The 15,964-nt window shown below is 45.6% G+C and carries 14 protein-coding genes; 13 read left to right on the top strand and 1 reads right to left on the bottom strand.

Features of this window, described 5'->3' with window-relative positions:
* The 11 genes from ACTHPA_RS17465 to ACTHPA_RS17415 all read left to right on the top strand — a co-directional run bounded on the left by ACTHPA_RS17465 (position 1) and on the right by ACTHPA_RS17415 (position 12,829).
* Positions 1–1,083 carry a DUF3048 domain-containing protein gene (locus ACTHPA_RS17465; RefSeq protein ID WP_440502101.1) on the top strand — a complete coding sequence of 361 codons (1,083 nt, stop codon included), beginning with the start codon at positions 1–3 and terminating at the stop codon, positions 1,081–1,083.
* 22 nt (positions 1,084–1,105) lie between these two features.
* Positions 1,106–1,423 carry a YerC/YecD family TrpR-related protein gene (locus tag ACTHPA_RS17460; protein WP_440502099.1) on the top strand — a complete coding sequence of 106 codons (318 nt, stop codon included), beginning with the start codon at positions 1,106–1,108 and terminating at the stop codon, positions 1,421–1,423.
* Between the two features lie 156 nt (positions 1,424–1,579).
* The gene (locus ACTHPA_RS17455) at positions 1,580–2,272 is read left to right on the top strand and encodes a heptaprenylglyceryl phosphate synthase (RefSeq protein WP_440502097.1); all 693 of its coding nucleotides are present in this window, start codon (positions 1,580–1,582) and stop codon (positions 2,270–2,272) included.
* Between the two features lie 53 nt (positions 2,273–2,325).
* Positions 2,326–4,560 (top strand): DNA helicase PcrA, encoded by a 2,235-nt coding sequence (gene pcrA, locus ACTHPA_RS17450; RefSeq protein ID WP_440502095.1) that lies wholly within the window; start codon positions 2,326–2,328, stop codon positions 4,558–4,560.
* Positions 4,561–4,572: 12 nt separating this feature from the next.
* On the top strand, positions 4,573–6,594 hold the full coding sequence (gene ligA / locus ACTHPA_RS17445) for an NAD-dependent DNA ligase LigA (protein ID WP_440502093.1): 2,022 nt from the start codon (positions 4,573–4,575) through the stop codon (positions 6,592–6,594).
* Between the two features lie 6 nt (positions 6,595–6,600).
* Positions 6,601–7,716, top strand: a complete 1,116-nt coding sequence (locus ACTHPA_RS17440; protein ID WP_440502091.1) for a CamS family sex pheromone protein — start codon at positions 6,601–6,603, stop codon at positions 7,714–7,716.
* 114 nt (positions 7,717–7,830) lie between these two features.
* A complete protein-coding gene (gatC, locus tag ACTHPA_RS17435) occupies positions 7,831–8,118 on the top strand; it encodes an Asp-tRNA(Asn)/Glu-tRNA(Gln) amidotransferase subunit GatC (RefSeq protein WP_440502089.1) in 288 nt (95 codons plus the stop codon).
* Positions 8,119–8,142: 24 nt separating this feature from the next.
* The gene (gene gatA, locus ACTHPA_RS17430) at positions 8,143–9,609 is read left to right on the top strand and encodes an Asp-tRNA(Asn)/Glu-tRNA(Gln) amidotransferase subunit GatA (protein WP_440502087.1); all 1,467 of its coding nucleotides are present in this window, start codon (positions 8,143–8,145) and stop codon (positions 9,607–9,609) included.
* Positions 9,609–11,039 carry an Asp-tRNA(Asn)/Glu-tRNA(Gln) amidotransferase subunit GatB gene (gene gatB, locus ACTHPA_RS17425; protein ID WP_440502086.1) on the top strand — a complete coding sequence of 477 codons (1,431 nt, stop codon included), beginning with the start codon at positions 9,609–9,611 and terminating at the stop codon, positions 11,037–11,039. The genes gatA and gatB overlap by 1 nt, the downstream gene beginning before the upstream one ends.
* Before the next feature lie 163 nt (positions 11,040–11,202).
* Positions 11,203–11,772, top strand: a complete 570-nt coding sequence (locus ACTHPA_RS17420) for a thioredoxin family protein (protein WP_440502084.1) — start codon at positions 11,203–11,205, stop codon at positions 11,770–11,772.
* A gap of 109 nt (positions 11,773–11,881) precedes the next feature.
* The gene (locus ACTHPA_RS17415) at positions 11,882–12,829 is read left to right on the top strand and encodes a diacylglycerol kinase (protein WP_440502083.1); all 948 of its coding nucleotides are present in this window, start codon (positions 11,882–11,884) and stop codon (positions 12,827–12,829) included.
* Between the two features lie 26 nt (positions 12,830–12,855).
* On the opposite strand, the gene ACTHPA_RS17410 is transcribed toward ACTHPA_RS17415, so the two are convergent.
* On the bottom strand, positions 12,856–13,290 hold the full coding sequence (locus ACTHPA_RS17410) for an NUDIX hydrolase (RefSeq protein WP_440502081.1): 435 nt from the start codon (positions 13,288–13,290) through the stop codon (positions 12,856–12,858).
* Positions 13,291–13,581: 291 nt separating this feature from the next.
* Between ACTHPA_RS17410 and ACTHPA_RS17405 the strand changes: the two genes are divergently transcribed.
* Both ACTHPA_RS17405 and ACTHPA_RS17400 read left to right on the top strand, forming a co-directional pair.
* The gene (locus ACTHPA_RS17405; RefSeq protein ID WP_440502079.1) at positions 13,582–14,928 is read left to right on the top strand and encodes a cytochrome ubiquinol oxidase subunit I; all 1,347 of its coding nucleotides are present in this window, start codon (positions 13,582–13,584) and stop codon (positions 14,926–14,928) included.
* Positions 14,925–15,950 (top strand): cytochrome d ubiquinol oxidase subunit II, encoded by a 1,026-nt coding sequence (locus ACTHPA_RS17400; protein WP_440502077.1) that lies wholly within the window; start codon positions 14,925–14,927, stop codon positions 15,948–15,950. Before ACTHPA_RS17405 ends, ACTHPA_RS17400 begins: the two co-directional genes overlap by 4 nt.
* Positions 15,951–15,964 lie beyond the last annotated feature (14 nt).

Here is a 15,964-nt window from a genome sequence, read left to right as displayed (position 1 = left end):
ATGAAAGGGAAAAAGGGAGGATGGCTGCTAGCCTTAGCCATCATGTTGCTGTTGCTGTCTGCGTGTTCAAAAAAAGAGAAAGCCGGCGCGGAAGAGATTGTTCCGGAGCCGGAAGAGATAGAAGAAGTCGAAACTGAAGAAGAGCCGATCGAGGAGCCTGAGGAAGAGGGATCACTCCTTTACCAGGAGCCATTCACCGGCATGTTAAGCGAGGAAGAAAAATGGGCGAGACCAGTGCTTGCAACGATTAATAATCATCCCCATGCAAGACCGCAATCGGGCATAAGCCAGGCGGACATCATTTATGAGTTCATGGCGGAAGGGAATGTTACGAGGTTTTTAGCGTTGTTCCAAAGCGAATTGCCGGAAACGGTCGGTCCGATCCGAAGTGCGCGTGACTATTTCATTTATCTTGCAAAAGGGATGGATGCATTTTACGTTGCCCATGGCTATAGCCCCGATGCACAAAAGCTGCTAGCAAACAGGTATGTCGACAATGTAAATGGCATGCAATATGACGGAACTTTATTTAAAAGATCGAGTGAACGCAAAGCTCCTCATAACTCATATATAACCGGTGAAAACATAGTAGCTGCAATGGAAAAGGTCGGGGCATCAGATGAAATCGCAAAGACACCTCCATTTACTTTCCATGAATCGGTAGAGGATGCTAAAATAGGGGATAGTGCATCGATGATTGTTGTCCGCTTTAGCTCTAGTCAGGATTTCATCAATACGTTTTCATACGATCCGGGAACGGAAACGTACAACCGGACGGTGAATGGAATACTTACGTTGGATAAAGCGAACGGAGAACAAGTCGGACTTTCCAATATTATCGTCATGGAAGCGGACCACCGTACAATCGACAATGTCGGAAGACAATCTGTCGATATTGAAAGCGGCGGCAAAGCGCTCCTTTTTCAAGCTGGCAACGTGAAAGAGCTGGAATGGAGAAACGTCGAAGGCTTCCTTGTACCAATGGAAAATGGAGTTCCTGCAAAACTTGTTCCCGGCAAGACGTGGATCCATATTATCCCTACGTATACCGGAATTTCAAAATCTGTCACGTACACACCTTAAGCAGTGAAAGAGGGGGAAACTTATGCAAATTGATAAAATCCGGAGTGAACAAACGGATCAGTTATTCAAAGCCATCTTGGAATTGAAAGATCTTGAGGAATGTTACAAGTTCTTCGACGATCTTGCGACGATGAGCGAGCTGCAATCGTTGGCTCAGCGTTTGGAAGTTGCCCATGCTTTGAGGCAGAAAAAGACGTATGACCGGATTCAAAATGAAACGGGTGCAAGCACTGCGACGATCTCAAGGGTAAGGCGTTGCGTAGATTATGGATCCGGCGGCTATAACACAGTGTTGGACCGCCTCTATCCAGAGCTTGCGGAGAATGACGATAAGAAGTAGGCTGAAAATCCATGAATCAAAGTCAAAAACGACTTTGTCTATACTCGGGACGGGCGGAGAAATCCGTCCGTTTTTTTGGTATACTGTTGAATAGCAGACGCTCCATGAGAATGGGGTGCATCCAATATGCAATTGAAAAATTAGGTGGTAGACAAAATGGACTATAAAACATGGCGCCACGCCTTTAAAGTGGATCCCGCCAAACGATTGGCGGACGAAGAGCTTGAGCAGCTTGCGGAATCCGGAACGGATGGCATTATCATCGGCGGCACGGATGGCGTGACGCTCGAAAATGTCCTCGACTTGTTGGCACGCATCCGGCGCTTCTCAGTACCTGTCGCGCTTGAAGTGTCAACTGTCGATTCGGTGACGATGGGGTTCGATTATTATTTCATCCCGACAGTTCTGAACTCGACCGACACGAAGTGGGTAAACGGCATTCACCAAGAGGCCTTGAAAGAATATGGCCATATGATGAATTGGGATGAAGTCATTGCAGAAGGCTATGTAATTGTAAATACCGAATGCAAGGCAGCGAAACTTACAGGCGTTATAGAAGCTCCAGACGAAGAAGATGTCGTCGCCTATGCGCGGATGGCGGAGCATCTATTCAATCTACCTGTATTTTATGTGGAATATAGCGGAACGCTTGGAGATCCGGCAATTGTGAGAGCAGCCGCACGAGTCCTCGAAAAGACGCGGTTATTTTACGGCGGCGGAATCCGGAATGTGGAGGACGCGAAAATGATGGCTGAAATAGCTGATACGGTTATCGTCGGCAATATTATTTACGAAGACTTTAAGGCTGCCCTTTCGACTGTCGAAGCAGTAAAATCGGTATCCCATTGACATAATTTACGGTATAATAAGGAACAAATGTTCTTTGGAAGGCGGGATTACGTATGAAAGAAATCGCGGAAAATCTGCTTGTCGGCATGAACCCCGAACAAGCCCGCGCAGTAAAAAAGACGGAAGGACCGCTGCTCATCATGGCAGGCGCAGGCTCCGGGAAAACGAGGGTGCTGACACATCGGATTGCGTATTTGATCGTCGAAAAAGGCGTGTATCCTTCCAATGTTTTAGCGATCACATTTACGAACAAAGCAGCCCGAGAAATGCGGGAAAGGATCGATGGTTTGCTCGGCACCGGCTCTGGCGACAGGATGTGGGTGTCGACATTCCACTCGATGTGCGTCCGCATTTTACGGAGGGACATCGATCGTATAGGAATTTCGAAAAGCTTCACAATCCTCGACTCCTCCGACCAATTGACAGCCATTAAAAATGTATTGAAGGAGCGAAATATTGATCCGAAACAATACGATCCACGTGCAATGCTAGGTGCAATCAGCTCGGCGAAAAATGAATGCATCGATGCGGATACGTATAGCGGGCAAATCAATCCGCATAACCCTTATGAAAAGACGATTGCGACTGTTTACGAAGGCTATACGAAAAAGCTGAGACAAAACCAATCGCTCGATTTTGACGACCTCATTATGATGACTCTCAAGTTATTCGAACGCGTCCCTGAAGTCCTCGAATTTTATCAAAATAAATTCCAATATATCCATGTCGATGAATATCAGGATACGAACAATGCACAATACCGCCTAGTCAATATGCTAGCGGCGAAATTCCGGAATCTTTGCGTCGTCGGTGATTCCGATCAATCCATCTACAGATGGCGCGGTGCTGATATCGGCAATATCCTATCTTTCGAAAAGGATTATAAAGATGCAACGGTCATTTTACTTGAACAAAATTACCGTTCGACAAAAACGATCTTGCAGGCGGCGAACGATGTTATCCAGAACAACAGAAGCCGCTACGACAAAAAGCTGCGTACTGAGAATGCTGAGGGTGATTCGATCACGATCTATAAGGCATCTGATGAAAAAGACGAATCCCAGTTCATCGTTCAGCAGATTATCGAACTGAAAGAAAGCGAAAACTTAAGGCTTGATCAGTTCGCGATATTGTATAGAACGAACGCGCAATCACGTGTCATCGAGGAATATCTCGTGAAATCCAACTTGGATTACACAATCGTCGGCGGCACGAAGTTCTATGATCGAAAAGAGATTAAAGACTTACTCGCTTATTTGCGTTTGATTGCAAATAATGATGACGACTTGGCTTTGGCTCGTATTATCAACGAACCGAAAAGAAGCATCGGCGCGACTTCTTTTGAAAGAATGGCGCAATTTGCGATCGAAAACGATAGATCGGTATTTGACGCGTTGCAGGAAGTGCACTTCATGGGTCTGACAGCAAGAGCTGCGAACGAAGCTTCGAAGTTCAGAGATATGATAGCTGGATTTACGCAAATGCAGGAATACTTATCCGTATCAGAACTCGTGGAGCAAGTGTTGGAGAAAACGGGATATCGGGATATGCTCATTCGTGAGAAGACGATTGAATCAGAAAGTCGATTGGAAAATATCGAGGAATTTCTCTCTGTTACGGAAGCTTTCGAAAAGAGGGCAGAAGAAGAGGAAGGCGACCGCTCGCTCGTCGCATTCCTGACAGACCTTGCTTTAATTGCCGACATCGATTCTTTGGATAAAGAAGAGAACCAATCAACAGAAAAAATCGTCCTTATGACGATGCATGCAGCAAAAGGTCTCGAATTTCCGGTCGTCTTCGTCATCGGCATGGAAGAAAACATCTTCCCTCATGCAAGATCGATCGGTGACGACGAAGAAATGGAAGAAGAACGTCGGCTTGCCTACGTTGCAATCACCCGTGCGGAACGCCGGCTCTATTTAACTTGCGCTGCTTACCGGACATTGTTCGGCCGCTCGAGTTTCAATAATCCATCTCGTTTCCTGAACGAGATCTCAGATGAAATCATAGAAGTGACATCGAATAATAATCAAGGCTTTTCTTATGGCGGATATGCAAGACAGGAAGCACCGGTGCGACCTGCTGTAAAAAGGCCGATTTATAAATCAAGCGGCGGAGAAAAGATGGGCTGGAAAGCTGGCGACAAGGCGACCCATAAATCTTGGGGGACAGGCATGGTCGTCAGTGTAAAAGGGAAAGAAGACGATCTGGAGCTCGATATCGCATTCCCGGAACCGGTCGGCATCAAACGGCTCCTTGCCAAATTCGCACCGATAGAAAAAGCGTAAGGAGAGGAAAGAATGGATCTTAACATAGATCGAAAAGCTGCCGAGAAACGAGTACAGGAACTCAATGAACTGCTTAAAGAGTACGGACACGCCTATTACGTGCAAGACCGGCCGATTGTGCCGGACTCCGTCTACGATAGCCTTATGCAGGAATTGCTCTCCATTGAGGCGACGAATCCGGATCTGATCTTCCCTGATTCGCCTACACAGCGTGTTGGAGGGGAAGTTCTAGAAGGTTTCAGCAAAGTCGTCCATGAGTATCCGATGTTGAGCCTTTCGAATGTTTTTAACGAAGAGGATATCCGCGATTTTGATAGACGGGTACAAGCGGGGGCAGGTCAAGTCTCATATATTTGTGAATTGAAGATTGACGGCCTCGCCGTTTCATTGAAATATGAAAATGGCATGTTCGTTCAAGGTTCTACACGGGGAGATGGGACGGTTGGAGAGGACATAACTGCCAACTTGAAGACGATCCGGACTATTCCATTGAAGCTCACCGAACCGGTTACGATCGAAGTGCGCGGAGAAGCGTATATGCCGAAAAAATCATTTATGAAATTGAATGAGACACGGGATGAAAACGGAGAAGAGCCATTTGCGAATCCAAGGAATGCAGCGGCAGGCTCACTTCGCCAATTGGATCCGAAAATAGCCGCGAGCCGTAATCTTGCTGTATTCATATACGGTGTTGGCGGTGACGGTGCTGCTTACGGGCAGGATAGCCACTCCGATTCGCTCGATTATTTAGCGTCGATCGGATTCGAAACGAATAAGAAGAGCAAACGGTGCAAAACAATTGAAGACGTAATCGCATATATAGATTCTTGGCAGGATCAAAGGCAGGATCTTGATTATGAAATCGATGGCATCGTCATTAAAGTGGATAACTATGAAGACCAGGAACAATTGGGCTTTACGGCAAAAAGTCCACGTTGGGCGACCGCCTATAAATTCCCTGCGGAAGAAGTGCATACAAAGCTCCTTGATATCGAGTTAAGTGTCGGGAGGACGGGTGTTGTCACACCGACCGCCATTTTGGAGCCGGTCCGAGTAGCCGGAACGACTGTTGCTAGAGCATCCCTCCATAATGAAGATCTTATTCGTGAAAAGGATATACGTATCGGCGATGCGGTTGTCATCCGGAAAGCTGGGGATATTATTCCAGAAGTCGTCAGTGTATTGATCGAGCAGCGTTCAGGCCATGAAGAACCTTATCACATGCCCGACAATTGTCCTGTCTGCGATTCTGAACTTGTCAGGATAGAAGGGGAAGTGGCGCTCCGTTGCGTGAATCCACAATGTCCTGCGCAGATGAAGGAGGCGCTCATCCATTTCGTTTCACGCAATGCGATGAATATTGAAGGGATTGGCGAGCGGGTCGTCGATCAGTTGTATACGTCAGGTCTCGTTCATGACGTTGCAGACCTTTACGGTTTGACGAAAGAACAGCTGTTATCTCTTGAGCGGATGGGAGAGAAGTCAGCGACGAATTTATTGACAGCGATTGAAGCTTCGAAGTCCAACTCATTGGAGAAGCTGCTGTTCGGACTTGGAATTCGGCATGTCGGGGAAAAGGCGGCGCACATCTTATCTGAGGAATTCGGCACGATGGAGAAACTCGCGAAGGCGGATGCGGAACGGCTTACGTCAATCCATGAGATCGGCGACAAAGTAGCGGACGCGGTCATCCAATTTTTCAATAATGAAGATGTATTGGAAGTGCTTAGAAAGCTGGAATCGTATGGCGTGAATATGGACTATAAAGGCAGAACGCGCCAAGAGATTCCGACTGAAGGACCGTTCGCCGGAAAAACGGTAGTGTTGACGGGCAAGCTTTCGATACTGACGCGCAACGAAGCGAAAGAACGGATAGAAGCGCTCGGCGGGAAAGTAAGCGGGAGTGTCAGCAAAAAGACGGATCTCGTCATCGCGGGGGAAGAAGCCGGATCGAAGCTTGCGAAGGCGGAAGAACTCGGAATTACGGTGTGGAACGAAACAGAGTTGGTCGACGCGCTCGGCGAAAAGGAGTAATTTTGAATGAAAAGGCTATTTATACTACCCTCTATTGCTGCCGTCCTTTTGTTGGGCGGCTGTCTACCGTCAATCGGACCTAACAAAGAGGAAGTCATCCAGGAAAATGAGGAGCAAGTTGAAGAAACAGTCATGATTCCAAACGTCCAAGTGGATGATGAATATTACAAAGTGCTTACCCCTCTCAAGAAGAGCGCAAGCCGTGGCCTTGTCGTGAGCAATATTTATACGAAATACGATATTGGGGAAGCAGAGGAAGGGTTATTGCGATTATCCGCCCAGCACTTCGACACGAAAAATTATCTCTTCCAAGAAGGACAGTATATCGATGCAGCGACAGCACGGGCATGGCTTGCCAGAAGCTCGGTGAATGAACAAGGCTTGAACCCGCCCGAAGCAAAAGGCGAAGATGCTGAAGAGAAACCGATCTATTTGGCGCATATTATCGAACAAAACTATTTGACGATGACGGACGATAAGAAAGTACGTTTATCTGGCGTTTCGATTGGACTCGCTTTAAATTCCGTCCATTACGATAAAGGCGGGAACGAGACGACGATATCTGACGCGGAACTCGAAAAACAAGGCATTGCCATGGCTGACAAAATTGTCAGCAGGCTACGCGCAAAAGAGGGATTCCAGGATATTCCGATCGTCGTCGGCCTGTTCAAACAAGAAAAAAGAAATGCGATTGTTCCGGGAACTTATTTCGCAACTGCTTTTGCTGACAAAGGAAAATCATCAGCTTCTGGGTGGAAAAAAGTGAATGAGCGGTATGTCGTGCTTCCCGCTCCCGCGGATATCGACAATTATATTGAAATCAATAGATCGTTCAGCAACTTCAAACAAGATATCGATGAATATTTTTCTAGCTTTGTAAATGTAATTGGAAAAGCTTTTTTCAAAGAAAATCGTATGGAATCCATTTCTATTGATATACCAATTCAATTTTTTGGGAAGAGTGAAGTCATCGGTTTCACACAGTTTTTAGCAGATCACATTATCAAGTATTTTCCGAATATCGATATTGAGGTTAGTATCACTTCGGTAAATGGTCCGGAAGCGCTAATTGTCAAGGAGGCCGGGGATGATGAACCGTTCATCCACATTTACGATTATTGAATATAAGATGACAAATGGCGCCAGCACCGAGGTGCAATGGATGCGCAGTAGCTTTTCAACATACCGCTAAGGTGGTATGATAAGTCGTACAATTGCAATTGGGGAGGAAATCAAATGACGAAATTTACGCCAGAAGACGTACAATACTTCGCGAATTTTGCAAGAATCGCCTTTTCAGATCAAGAGGCGGAAGTGTTTTCTGAAATCATTTCCGATCTTGTGGAATTTGGAGATGTATTAAAAGAAGTTGATACAACTAATATAGAGCCGATGACTCATCCGTTGCAGCTATTCAACGTGCTTCGGGAAGACGTCCCACAAGATGTATTGGATCGGGACGAAATGTTAGCGGGCGTAAAAGAGCATGAAGACGGAATGATTAAAGTTCCGAATATCCTGTGATAACGGTTTTTAGGAGGAAGTAACATGACGTTAATGAAAAAGACGGCAGCAGAACTTCAAGCACTTTTACATAACCGGGAAGTCTCTGTCAAAGAAGTGACCGAAGATTCATTTAAGCAGATCGCTGCGTTGGATGGTCAAGTGAAAGCATTCCTGGCGTTGACGGAAGAAGAAGCTTTAGCAAAAGCGGAAATGTTGGACAACTCATCGCTTGAAGCACGAGGACCTCTTTTCGGATTGCCGATCGGAATTAAAGATAACATTATTACAAAAGGCACTACTACAACTTGTGCAAGCAAAATGCTAGAAAACTTCGTTCCTGTCTATGACGCAACAGTCGTTGAAAAAGTGAACGAAGCGGGTATGATCAGTGTCGGTAAATTGAATATGGACGAGTTTGCTATGGGTTCTACAACTGAGCGTTCGGCTTTCCAAACGACTCATAATCCATGGAATTTAGACTGTGTGCCGGGCGGTTCATCGGGCGGTTCTGCGGCTGCAGTTGCTGCAGGTGAAGTGCCATTCTCGCTCGGTACGGATACGGGCGGATCTGTGCGCCAACCTGCTGCACTTTGCGGAGTTGTCGGGATGAAACCGACATACGGAAGAGTATCCCGTAATGGCCTTGTCGCATTTGCATCCTCTTTGGATCAAATCGGCCCGATCACTCGGACTGTTGAGGACAATGCACTTTTATTAAATGCCATTTCAGGTGTTGACTATAGAGACTCCTCTTCTTCACCACAACAAGTTCCTAATTTCAAAGATGCTTTAACTGGTGATATTAAAGGCTTGCGTATCGCAGTTCCTAAGGAGTATCTCGGTGAAGGCATCGAAGAAGACGTAAAAGATAAAGTCCGTGCTTCTTTGAAAGTTCTTGAATCCCTTGGCGCAACTGTAGGAGAAGTAACGCTGCCACATTCTAAATATGCTTCACCGACATATTATGCGATTGCTACTGCTGAAGCGTCTTCCAATCTTGCAAGATTTGATGGTATCCGTTATGGCTATCGTTCAGAAGATGCGAAAAACTTGGAAGAGATTTATTTACGCTCACGTGCAGAAGGATTCGGCACGGAAGTGAAAAAACGGATTCTTTACGGCACATATGCACTAAGCGCAGACCATCACGAAGATTTGTATGTCAAGGCAATGAGAGTCCGTACGCTAATCTCACAAGATTTTGCGTCCGTTTTCGAAAACTATGATGTCATCGTTGGTCCAACGAGTGCGACTACGGCATATGAAATCGGCGGAGCTGTGAAGGACCAAGTGACATTGTATGCAAACGATGTTTTAACAGTGTCTGTCAACTTGGCTGGCGTGCCGGCAATTTCGATTCCATGCGGCTTTTCGAATGGATTGCCAGTCGGTCTCCAAATTATTGGAAAACATTTCGACGAAGCACTCATTTATAAAGTGGCGCACGCGTTTGAACAAGCGACCGATTTCCATAAACGCACTCCAACGCTTGGGGAGGGGAATGAATAATGAACTTTGAAACGATTGTCGGACTAGAAGTCCACGTTGAACTGAAAACTGACACAAAAATCTTCTCACCGGCTCCATCTCATTATGGTGCTGAACCGAATATGAACATCCATGTGAAAGACTTGGCATACCCAGGAACATTGCCGACGTTGAATAAACGCGCAGTCGACTTTGGAATGAAAGCTTCACTCGCATTGAACTGTGAAGTGGCAAGAGTTATGAACTTCGACCGGAAGCATTATTTCTATCCGGACAATCCTGCAGCATTTCAAATCTCTCAAGACGATCGTCCGGTCGGCAAAAATGGATGGATTGAAATCGAAGTCGAAGGCAAAAAGAAAAAAATCCGTATCGAACGTATCCATTTAGAAGAGGATGCCGGTAAATTGACGCATTCCGAGAATGGTTATTCTCTCGTCGACTTGAATCGACAAGGTACGCCACTAATTGAAATCGTTACTGAAGCGGATATTCGCTCACCGGAAGAGGCATACGCTTTCCTAGAGAAACTGAAAGCGATCATTCAATATACAGGCGTTTCTGATGTTCGTATGGAAGAAGGTTCATTGCGATGCGACGCTAATATTTCTTTGCGCCCATTTGGACAAGAGGAATTTGGAACGAAAACTGAATTGAAGAACTTGAACTCCTTCAACTTCGTTCGCAGAGGGATTGCAAATGAAGTGGAGCGTCAAGAAAAGATCCTTCTCTCTGGCGGTAAAATCCAGCAGGAAACGCGTCGGTATGACGAAGCAACAGGCCAAACTGTGCTTATGCGCATAAAAGGCAGCGCAAATGACTACCGTTTCATCAATGAACCGGACTTGCCTGAAATCCATATCGACCAAGAGTGGATCGATCGTGTCCGTGCTGAAATTCCGGAACTTCCGGACGCTCGTAAAGCTAGGTATGTCAATGAACTTGACTTGCCGGAATATGATGCTCACGTCTTGACGTTAACGAAAGAGATGTCCGATTTCTTCGACGCGACTGTAGCAGCGGGGGCTGATGCGAAACTCGCTTCTAACTGGTTGATGGGTGAAGTGTCTGCATACTTGAATGCCGAACAGAAGGAGCTTCATGACACAGCACTTACTCCTGACGGTCTATCTAGCATGATCAAATTGATTTCGGACGGTACAATTTCATCTAAAATTGCTAAAAAAGTCTTCAAAGAATTAATCGAAAACGGTGGAAACGCTGCTGACATCGTAAAAGAGAAAGGCCTCGTCCAAATTTCTGACGAAGGTACTCTCCGCACAATCGTAACAGAAATACTCGATGCGAACGAACAATCAATCGAGGACTTCAAAAACGGCAAGGATCGCGCAGTCGGCTTCCTTGTAGGACAAGTAATGAAAGCGACAAAAGGTCAAGCGAACCCGCCAATGGTTAATAAAATCCTACTTGAGGAAATTAATAAGCGATAATCTTTATCCTCAATCGTCCTATACGGGTCTTGCGAAAGTCTCCGTATAGGGCGTTTTTGCTTGTTTTCGAGTCTTGCTCCGGGCTTCATTCGCTTTTGTTTGGCATCCTATTTGATTCGCACAGCGAATAGCCTTACACTTAAGAAAAAGGAGCGTGTCAGCAATGAAAACTGAAAAGCAGTATTTTGACGAAGCAATCTCACTTGCAGACTATATGGACAAGATGGAGAAACATAAAGAAAACAGCTTTGGCATTTACGAAAAATTCGACGTGCCTCAAGATGATGCGTTTATCGAAATAGCAAAAAAGGAAAAGCCCAATATACTAGTCATAACGGAAGATTGGTGCGGAGATGCAATGATGAACAATCCGATCCTGCGCCGATTTGCAGAAGCCGCGGACTTGGACGTGAGGGCTGTCTATCGCGATGAAGATACTGATTTGATCGACAGGCACCTGACAAATGGCGGAAGATCGATTCCAATCTACCTCTTGCTCGACCAAGAAGGCGAAGTACTTGCAAAATGGGGTCCTCGTGCAGCGTCCATCCAAGAAGACGTATTGGAACGCCGCAAACAACTTCCTGCTAAAGATGCGCCTGATTTTGAGGAGAAGCAAAAGGAATTCATTGCAGAATTAATGAAAGAATATACGACACTGCCCGAATTATGGCTCACTGTTTATGAAGATATTCGAAATACGTTCATGCCAGTATTGCAACAGACGAGATGATGCTGTAATGGGAACTTTTTAGTAGGACGAATAGTCCAAATAAGCGACTAATGTTGGTTTATTAACATGTGCAAGCGTTGCAATTTGTAGGAATTGAGAGGGAACATGTATGAAGCGTGCAAGAATCATTTATAACCCGACAGCGGGACGTGAAATATTCCGGAGACATCTAGCTGAAGTTCTAGAAAAGTTGGAGAAGGCAGGCTATGAAACTTCCGTACATGCGACCACGGGGGAAGGCGATGCAACAGAAGCAGCGAAGAAAGCTGTGGAACGTGGCTTCGATATCATCATCGCGTCAGGCGGGGATGGAACGTTGAACGAAGTCGTCGCAGGAGTGTCCTCATTTGATAAGCGACCGACAATCGGGCTTATTCCGACCGGAACGACGAACGACTTTGCACGGGCTTTGCGGATTCCTAGAGATATTGACGAAGCAATCGACATTATTATCCGTGGTGAGACGATTCCAGTGGACGTCGGTTTGATGAACGACCGTCATTTTATCAATATTGCAGGCGGCGGAAGAATGACTGAGCTGACGTATGAGGTGCCAAGCAAGCTTAAGACTGTTCTTGGCCAGCTAGCTTATTATTTGAAAGGGATTGAAATGCTCCCATCCATCCACTCAAGTAACGTAAAAATTGAGTATGATGATGAAGTATTCGAAGGGGAGGTAATGCTCTTCCTCGTAGGCTTGACTAATTCCGTCGGCGGCCTTGAAAAATTGGCGCCGGACTCCAGCATCAATGACGGCAAATTTACATTGTTAGTTTTGAAAAAATGCAATATAGCGGAATTCATTAGAATCGTCACGTTAGCGTTGCGTGGGGAGCATTTGGATGATCCGCTCGTCATTTCCGCCAAACCTTCAAAAGTGACAATCACTTCATCTGAAGAAGTGTTGCTGAATTTGGACGGAGAGTATGGAGGCACCCTTCCTGCCACGTTCGAAAACAGATACCGCCATATCGAAATGTTCGCACCACTAGACCAATTGCGAGAGCAGGATCGAATTGATAATGACCTAGAAAACGAAAAAGCTGCATTGGATTAACATCCAAGCAGCTTTTTATATTTTATTCAATTAATAAAATCAATCGCTTCATCTTGTTTTGCAGCGAGTGCGGGCAAGTCGTTGACAGGAATCCAGCGACAGTGGAAAATCATTCCGTTGTCTTTGCCATTGCTGTTTACACAAGTATCCCATTCGTTTTCATCTTCACCGATATAAGTGAGGTGAAAAATGTTTCTCTCGTGTATAACATCCTTTCTGTTTTCGGGAAAGTAACTGTTCTTATTCACTTTACCATTCAACTTAAGCTGTTCCCGCCGAATGCCTGTTTCCTCTTCGATTTCCCGATAAAGTGCATCAATGAGAAGTTCGTCATCTTCAATTGTCCCGCCAGGCACTTGCAATCCTGCTTCTGGATGATCTTTATGCTCGAACACAAGGATTTTCTGTTCAGCATGTTCATCCTTCGTAATGTAGGCTAAAACTTTTCTTTTAATTTCCATTGTGCTCACCTCTCTTTATCCCTTTATTATACACAACATTCTAAATTCTCTCAAGAGCAATACTCTAGTCGAAAACTTTTCACAATAACTGTGACAATCCTGTTATATCACTCGTAAAAAGGGAAAAGTATAAAACAGTATCTTATGATAGGAAAGAGGAATTCGAAGGACGGAGGGATCCCGTGTATAAGAAACAAGAGAGATGGCTCATGTGGCTTGTCTTTATCGTGGCGGGAATCATGTTGCTTTCTATTGTTGGAAGAATATTTGGAGGGTAAGGAGGAAAAATAGATGGGGAATGAAGAAGCCGTTTTTTATTCGCGTGTCTTAACGGAACTGACTTTATCTTTCCATATCATTTACGCGACGATTGGAGTCGGTGTCCCGCTCATGATCATGATCGCTCAGTGGGTAGGGATCCGAAAAAATGACGAACATTATATTTTGCTTGCCAGAAGGTGGGCACGCGGCTTTGTCATTACAGTCGCCGTCGGAGTCGTTACTGGGACTGCGATCGGTTTGCAGCTGTCATTATTATGGCCGAATTTCATGGAGTTTGCGGGGAATGTTATCGCGTTGCCGCTTTTCATGGAAACATTTGCGTTCTTTTTTGAAGCTATTTTCCTTGGGATTTATTTATACACATGGGACCGTTTTGAAAATCAGAAAAAACATTTGCTGCTATTAGTACCGGTTGCGATCGGCGCTTCGTTTTCTGCGGTTTTCATTACGATGGTAAATGCGTTCATGAATGCTCCTCAAGGATTTGACATTGTGAATGGGGAACTCGTCAACATTAATCCGATCATTGCGATGTTCAACCCAGCGATGCCGACGAAGGTTGCACATGTCGTTATTACAGCGTATATGACTGCGGCATTTGTGCTTGCGGCAATTGCAGCATTCAGGCTATTGAAGGGCTCGAATCATATCTATCACAAAAAAGCACTTTTTCTAACAATGAAATTGGGATTTGTTTTCTCTATAGCAACGGCTCTGATTGGGGATTTCTCCGGAAAGTACTTGGCGGAATACCAACCTGAAAAACTTGCTGCGGCAGAATGGCATTTTGAAACGCAGGAAAACGCACCTCTCATCTTGTTCGGAGTCATGAGCGACGGAGAAGTGAAATATGCTATTGAAATTCCATTCGGGCTTTCAATGCTCGCACATAATAACCCGAAAGCGGAAGTGATCGGCCTCGATCAATTTCCTGAGGATGAAATTCCGCCGCTGTATATCCATTATTTATTTAATATAATGGTCTTCATTGGCATGTGGATGACAATCCTCTCCGCATTGTACTGGATTGGCGTCAATCGTGGTTGGAAACGTGTGTCAACAAAGTGGTTCCGTTGGCTCATCGTCCTCGGAGCACCGCTGACAATCATCGCCATTGAATCCGGTTGGTGGCTAGCGGAAGTCGGACGGCAGCCATGGATTCTCCGCAAAATAATGCGAGTCGAGGATGCTGCAACAACGAGCGGGCAAGTCGACTTGATGCTGATGATGTTCGCGTTGCTATATTTGATCCTCGGTATCGGAAGTATCGTCGTCTTAAGCCGGATGTTCCGTAAAAATCCGGTCGAACGTGAGCTAGAAGATCGGCATATGGAAAAGGGCGGTGATGTACAATGAACTTGGAGATTTTAGGGATAACGGTTCTTTGGACTTTCCTCTTCGGTTATATTGTCGTCGGTGCCATTGATTTTGGCGCGGGGTTCTTCAATGCATACAGCTTACTGACAGGGAAACAGCGGATTTTGACGAAAGTCATCCAGCGTTATTTATCGCCGGTCTGGGAAGTGACGAACGTCTTTCTTGTCTTTTTCTTCGTTGGCATTATCGGGTTCTTCCCGAAAACTGCCTTCTATTATGGGACGACGTTATTGGTGCCAGTCAGCATAGGCGTCATCCTGCTCGCAATTCGCGGTTCGTATTATGCTTTCGAAACGTATGGGGCTAGAGGACACAAAGGCTATTCATTCATGTATGGGCTTGCGGGACTGTTGATTCCCGCTTCACTCTCCATCGTCCTGACGATTTCGGAAGGCGGCTTCATCGAAATGGTTAATGGAGCTCCAGTGCTCGATTACTGGGATTTATTCACAAGTCCTTTGACTTGGTCGATCGTCGTTCTTAGTATTTCCGCGACGCTTTATATTTCGGCAGTCTTCCTGACATGGTATGCGAATAAAGCAAGGGACAAGGGAGCAACCGATCTGCTCCGAAAATATTCGCTCATCTGGTCATTGCCGACGATTGTAACAGCGGGGGGCATCATATTTGAACTTCGTAAACATAATTTTGAGCATTATACGAACATCCAGGCATTCTGGCCGATGTTTCTACTTTCGTTCTTGTTATTTGTCGGAACGGTTTGGCTTTTATGGAAACGTCGTAGTTACGGATGGGCATTCGGATTGCTGCTAGGCCAATTCGCATTCGCGTTTTTTGGATACGGAGCATCGCATTATCCGTATTTGCTCTACCCGCATTTGACGATATATGACAGCTTTACGAATCCAGCGATGGCAATCTCGCTCGTAGTCGCTTTCATTCTTGGACTGTGCCTGCTGATACCGTCGCTCGTCCTGCTCATGCGTTTGTTCTTGTTCAATAAAAACTATGTTAGCGGAAAAGAGGATTTCCATGCGTAAAGGAGGCTTGCGGC

The organism is Sporosarcina sp. SAFN-015 (assembly GCF_051966875.1).
In the GTDB taxonomy this organism is placed as follows: domain Bacteria; phylum Bacillota; class Bacilli; order Bacillales_A; family Planococcaceae; genus Sporosarcina.
The sequence above is the reverse complement of the archived record's forward strand: the minus strand, read 5'-3'. Positions and strand labels throughout refer to the sequence as shown.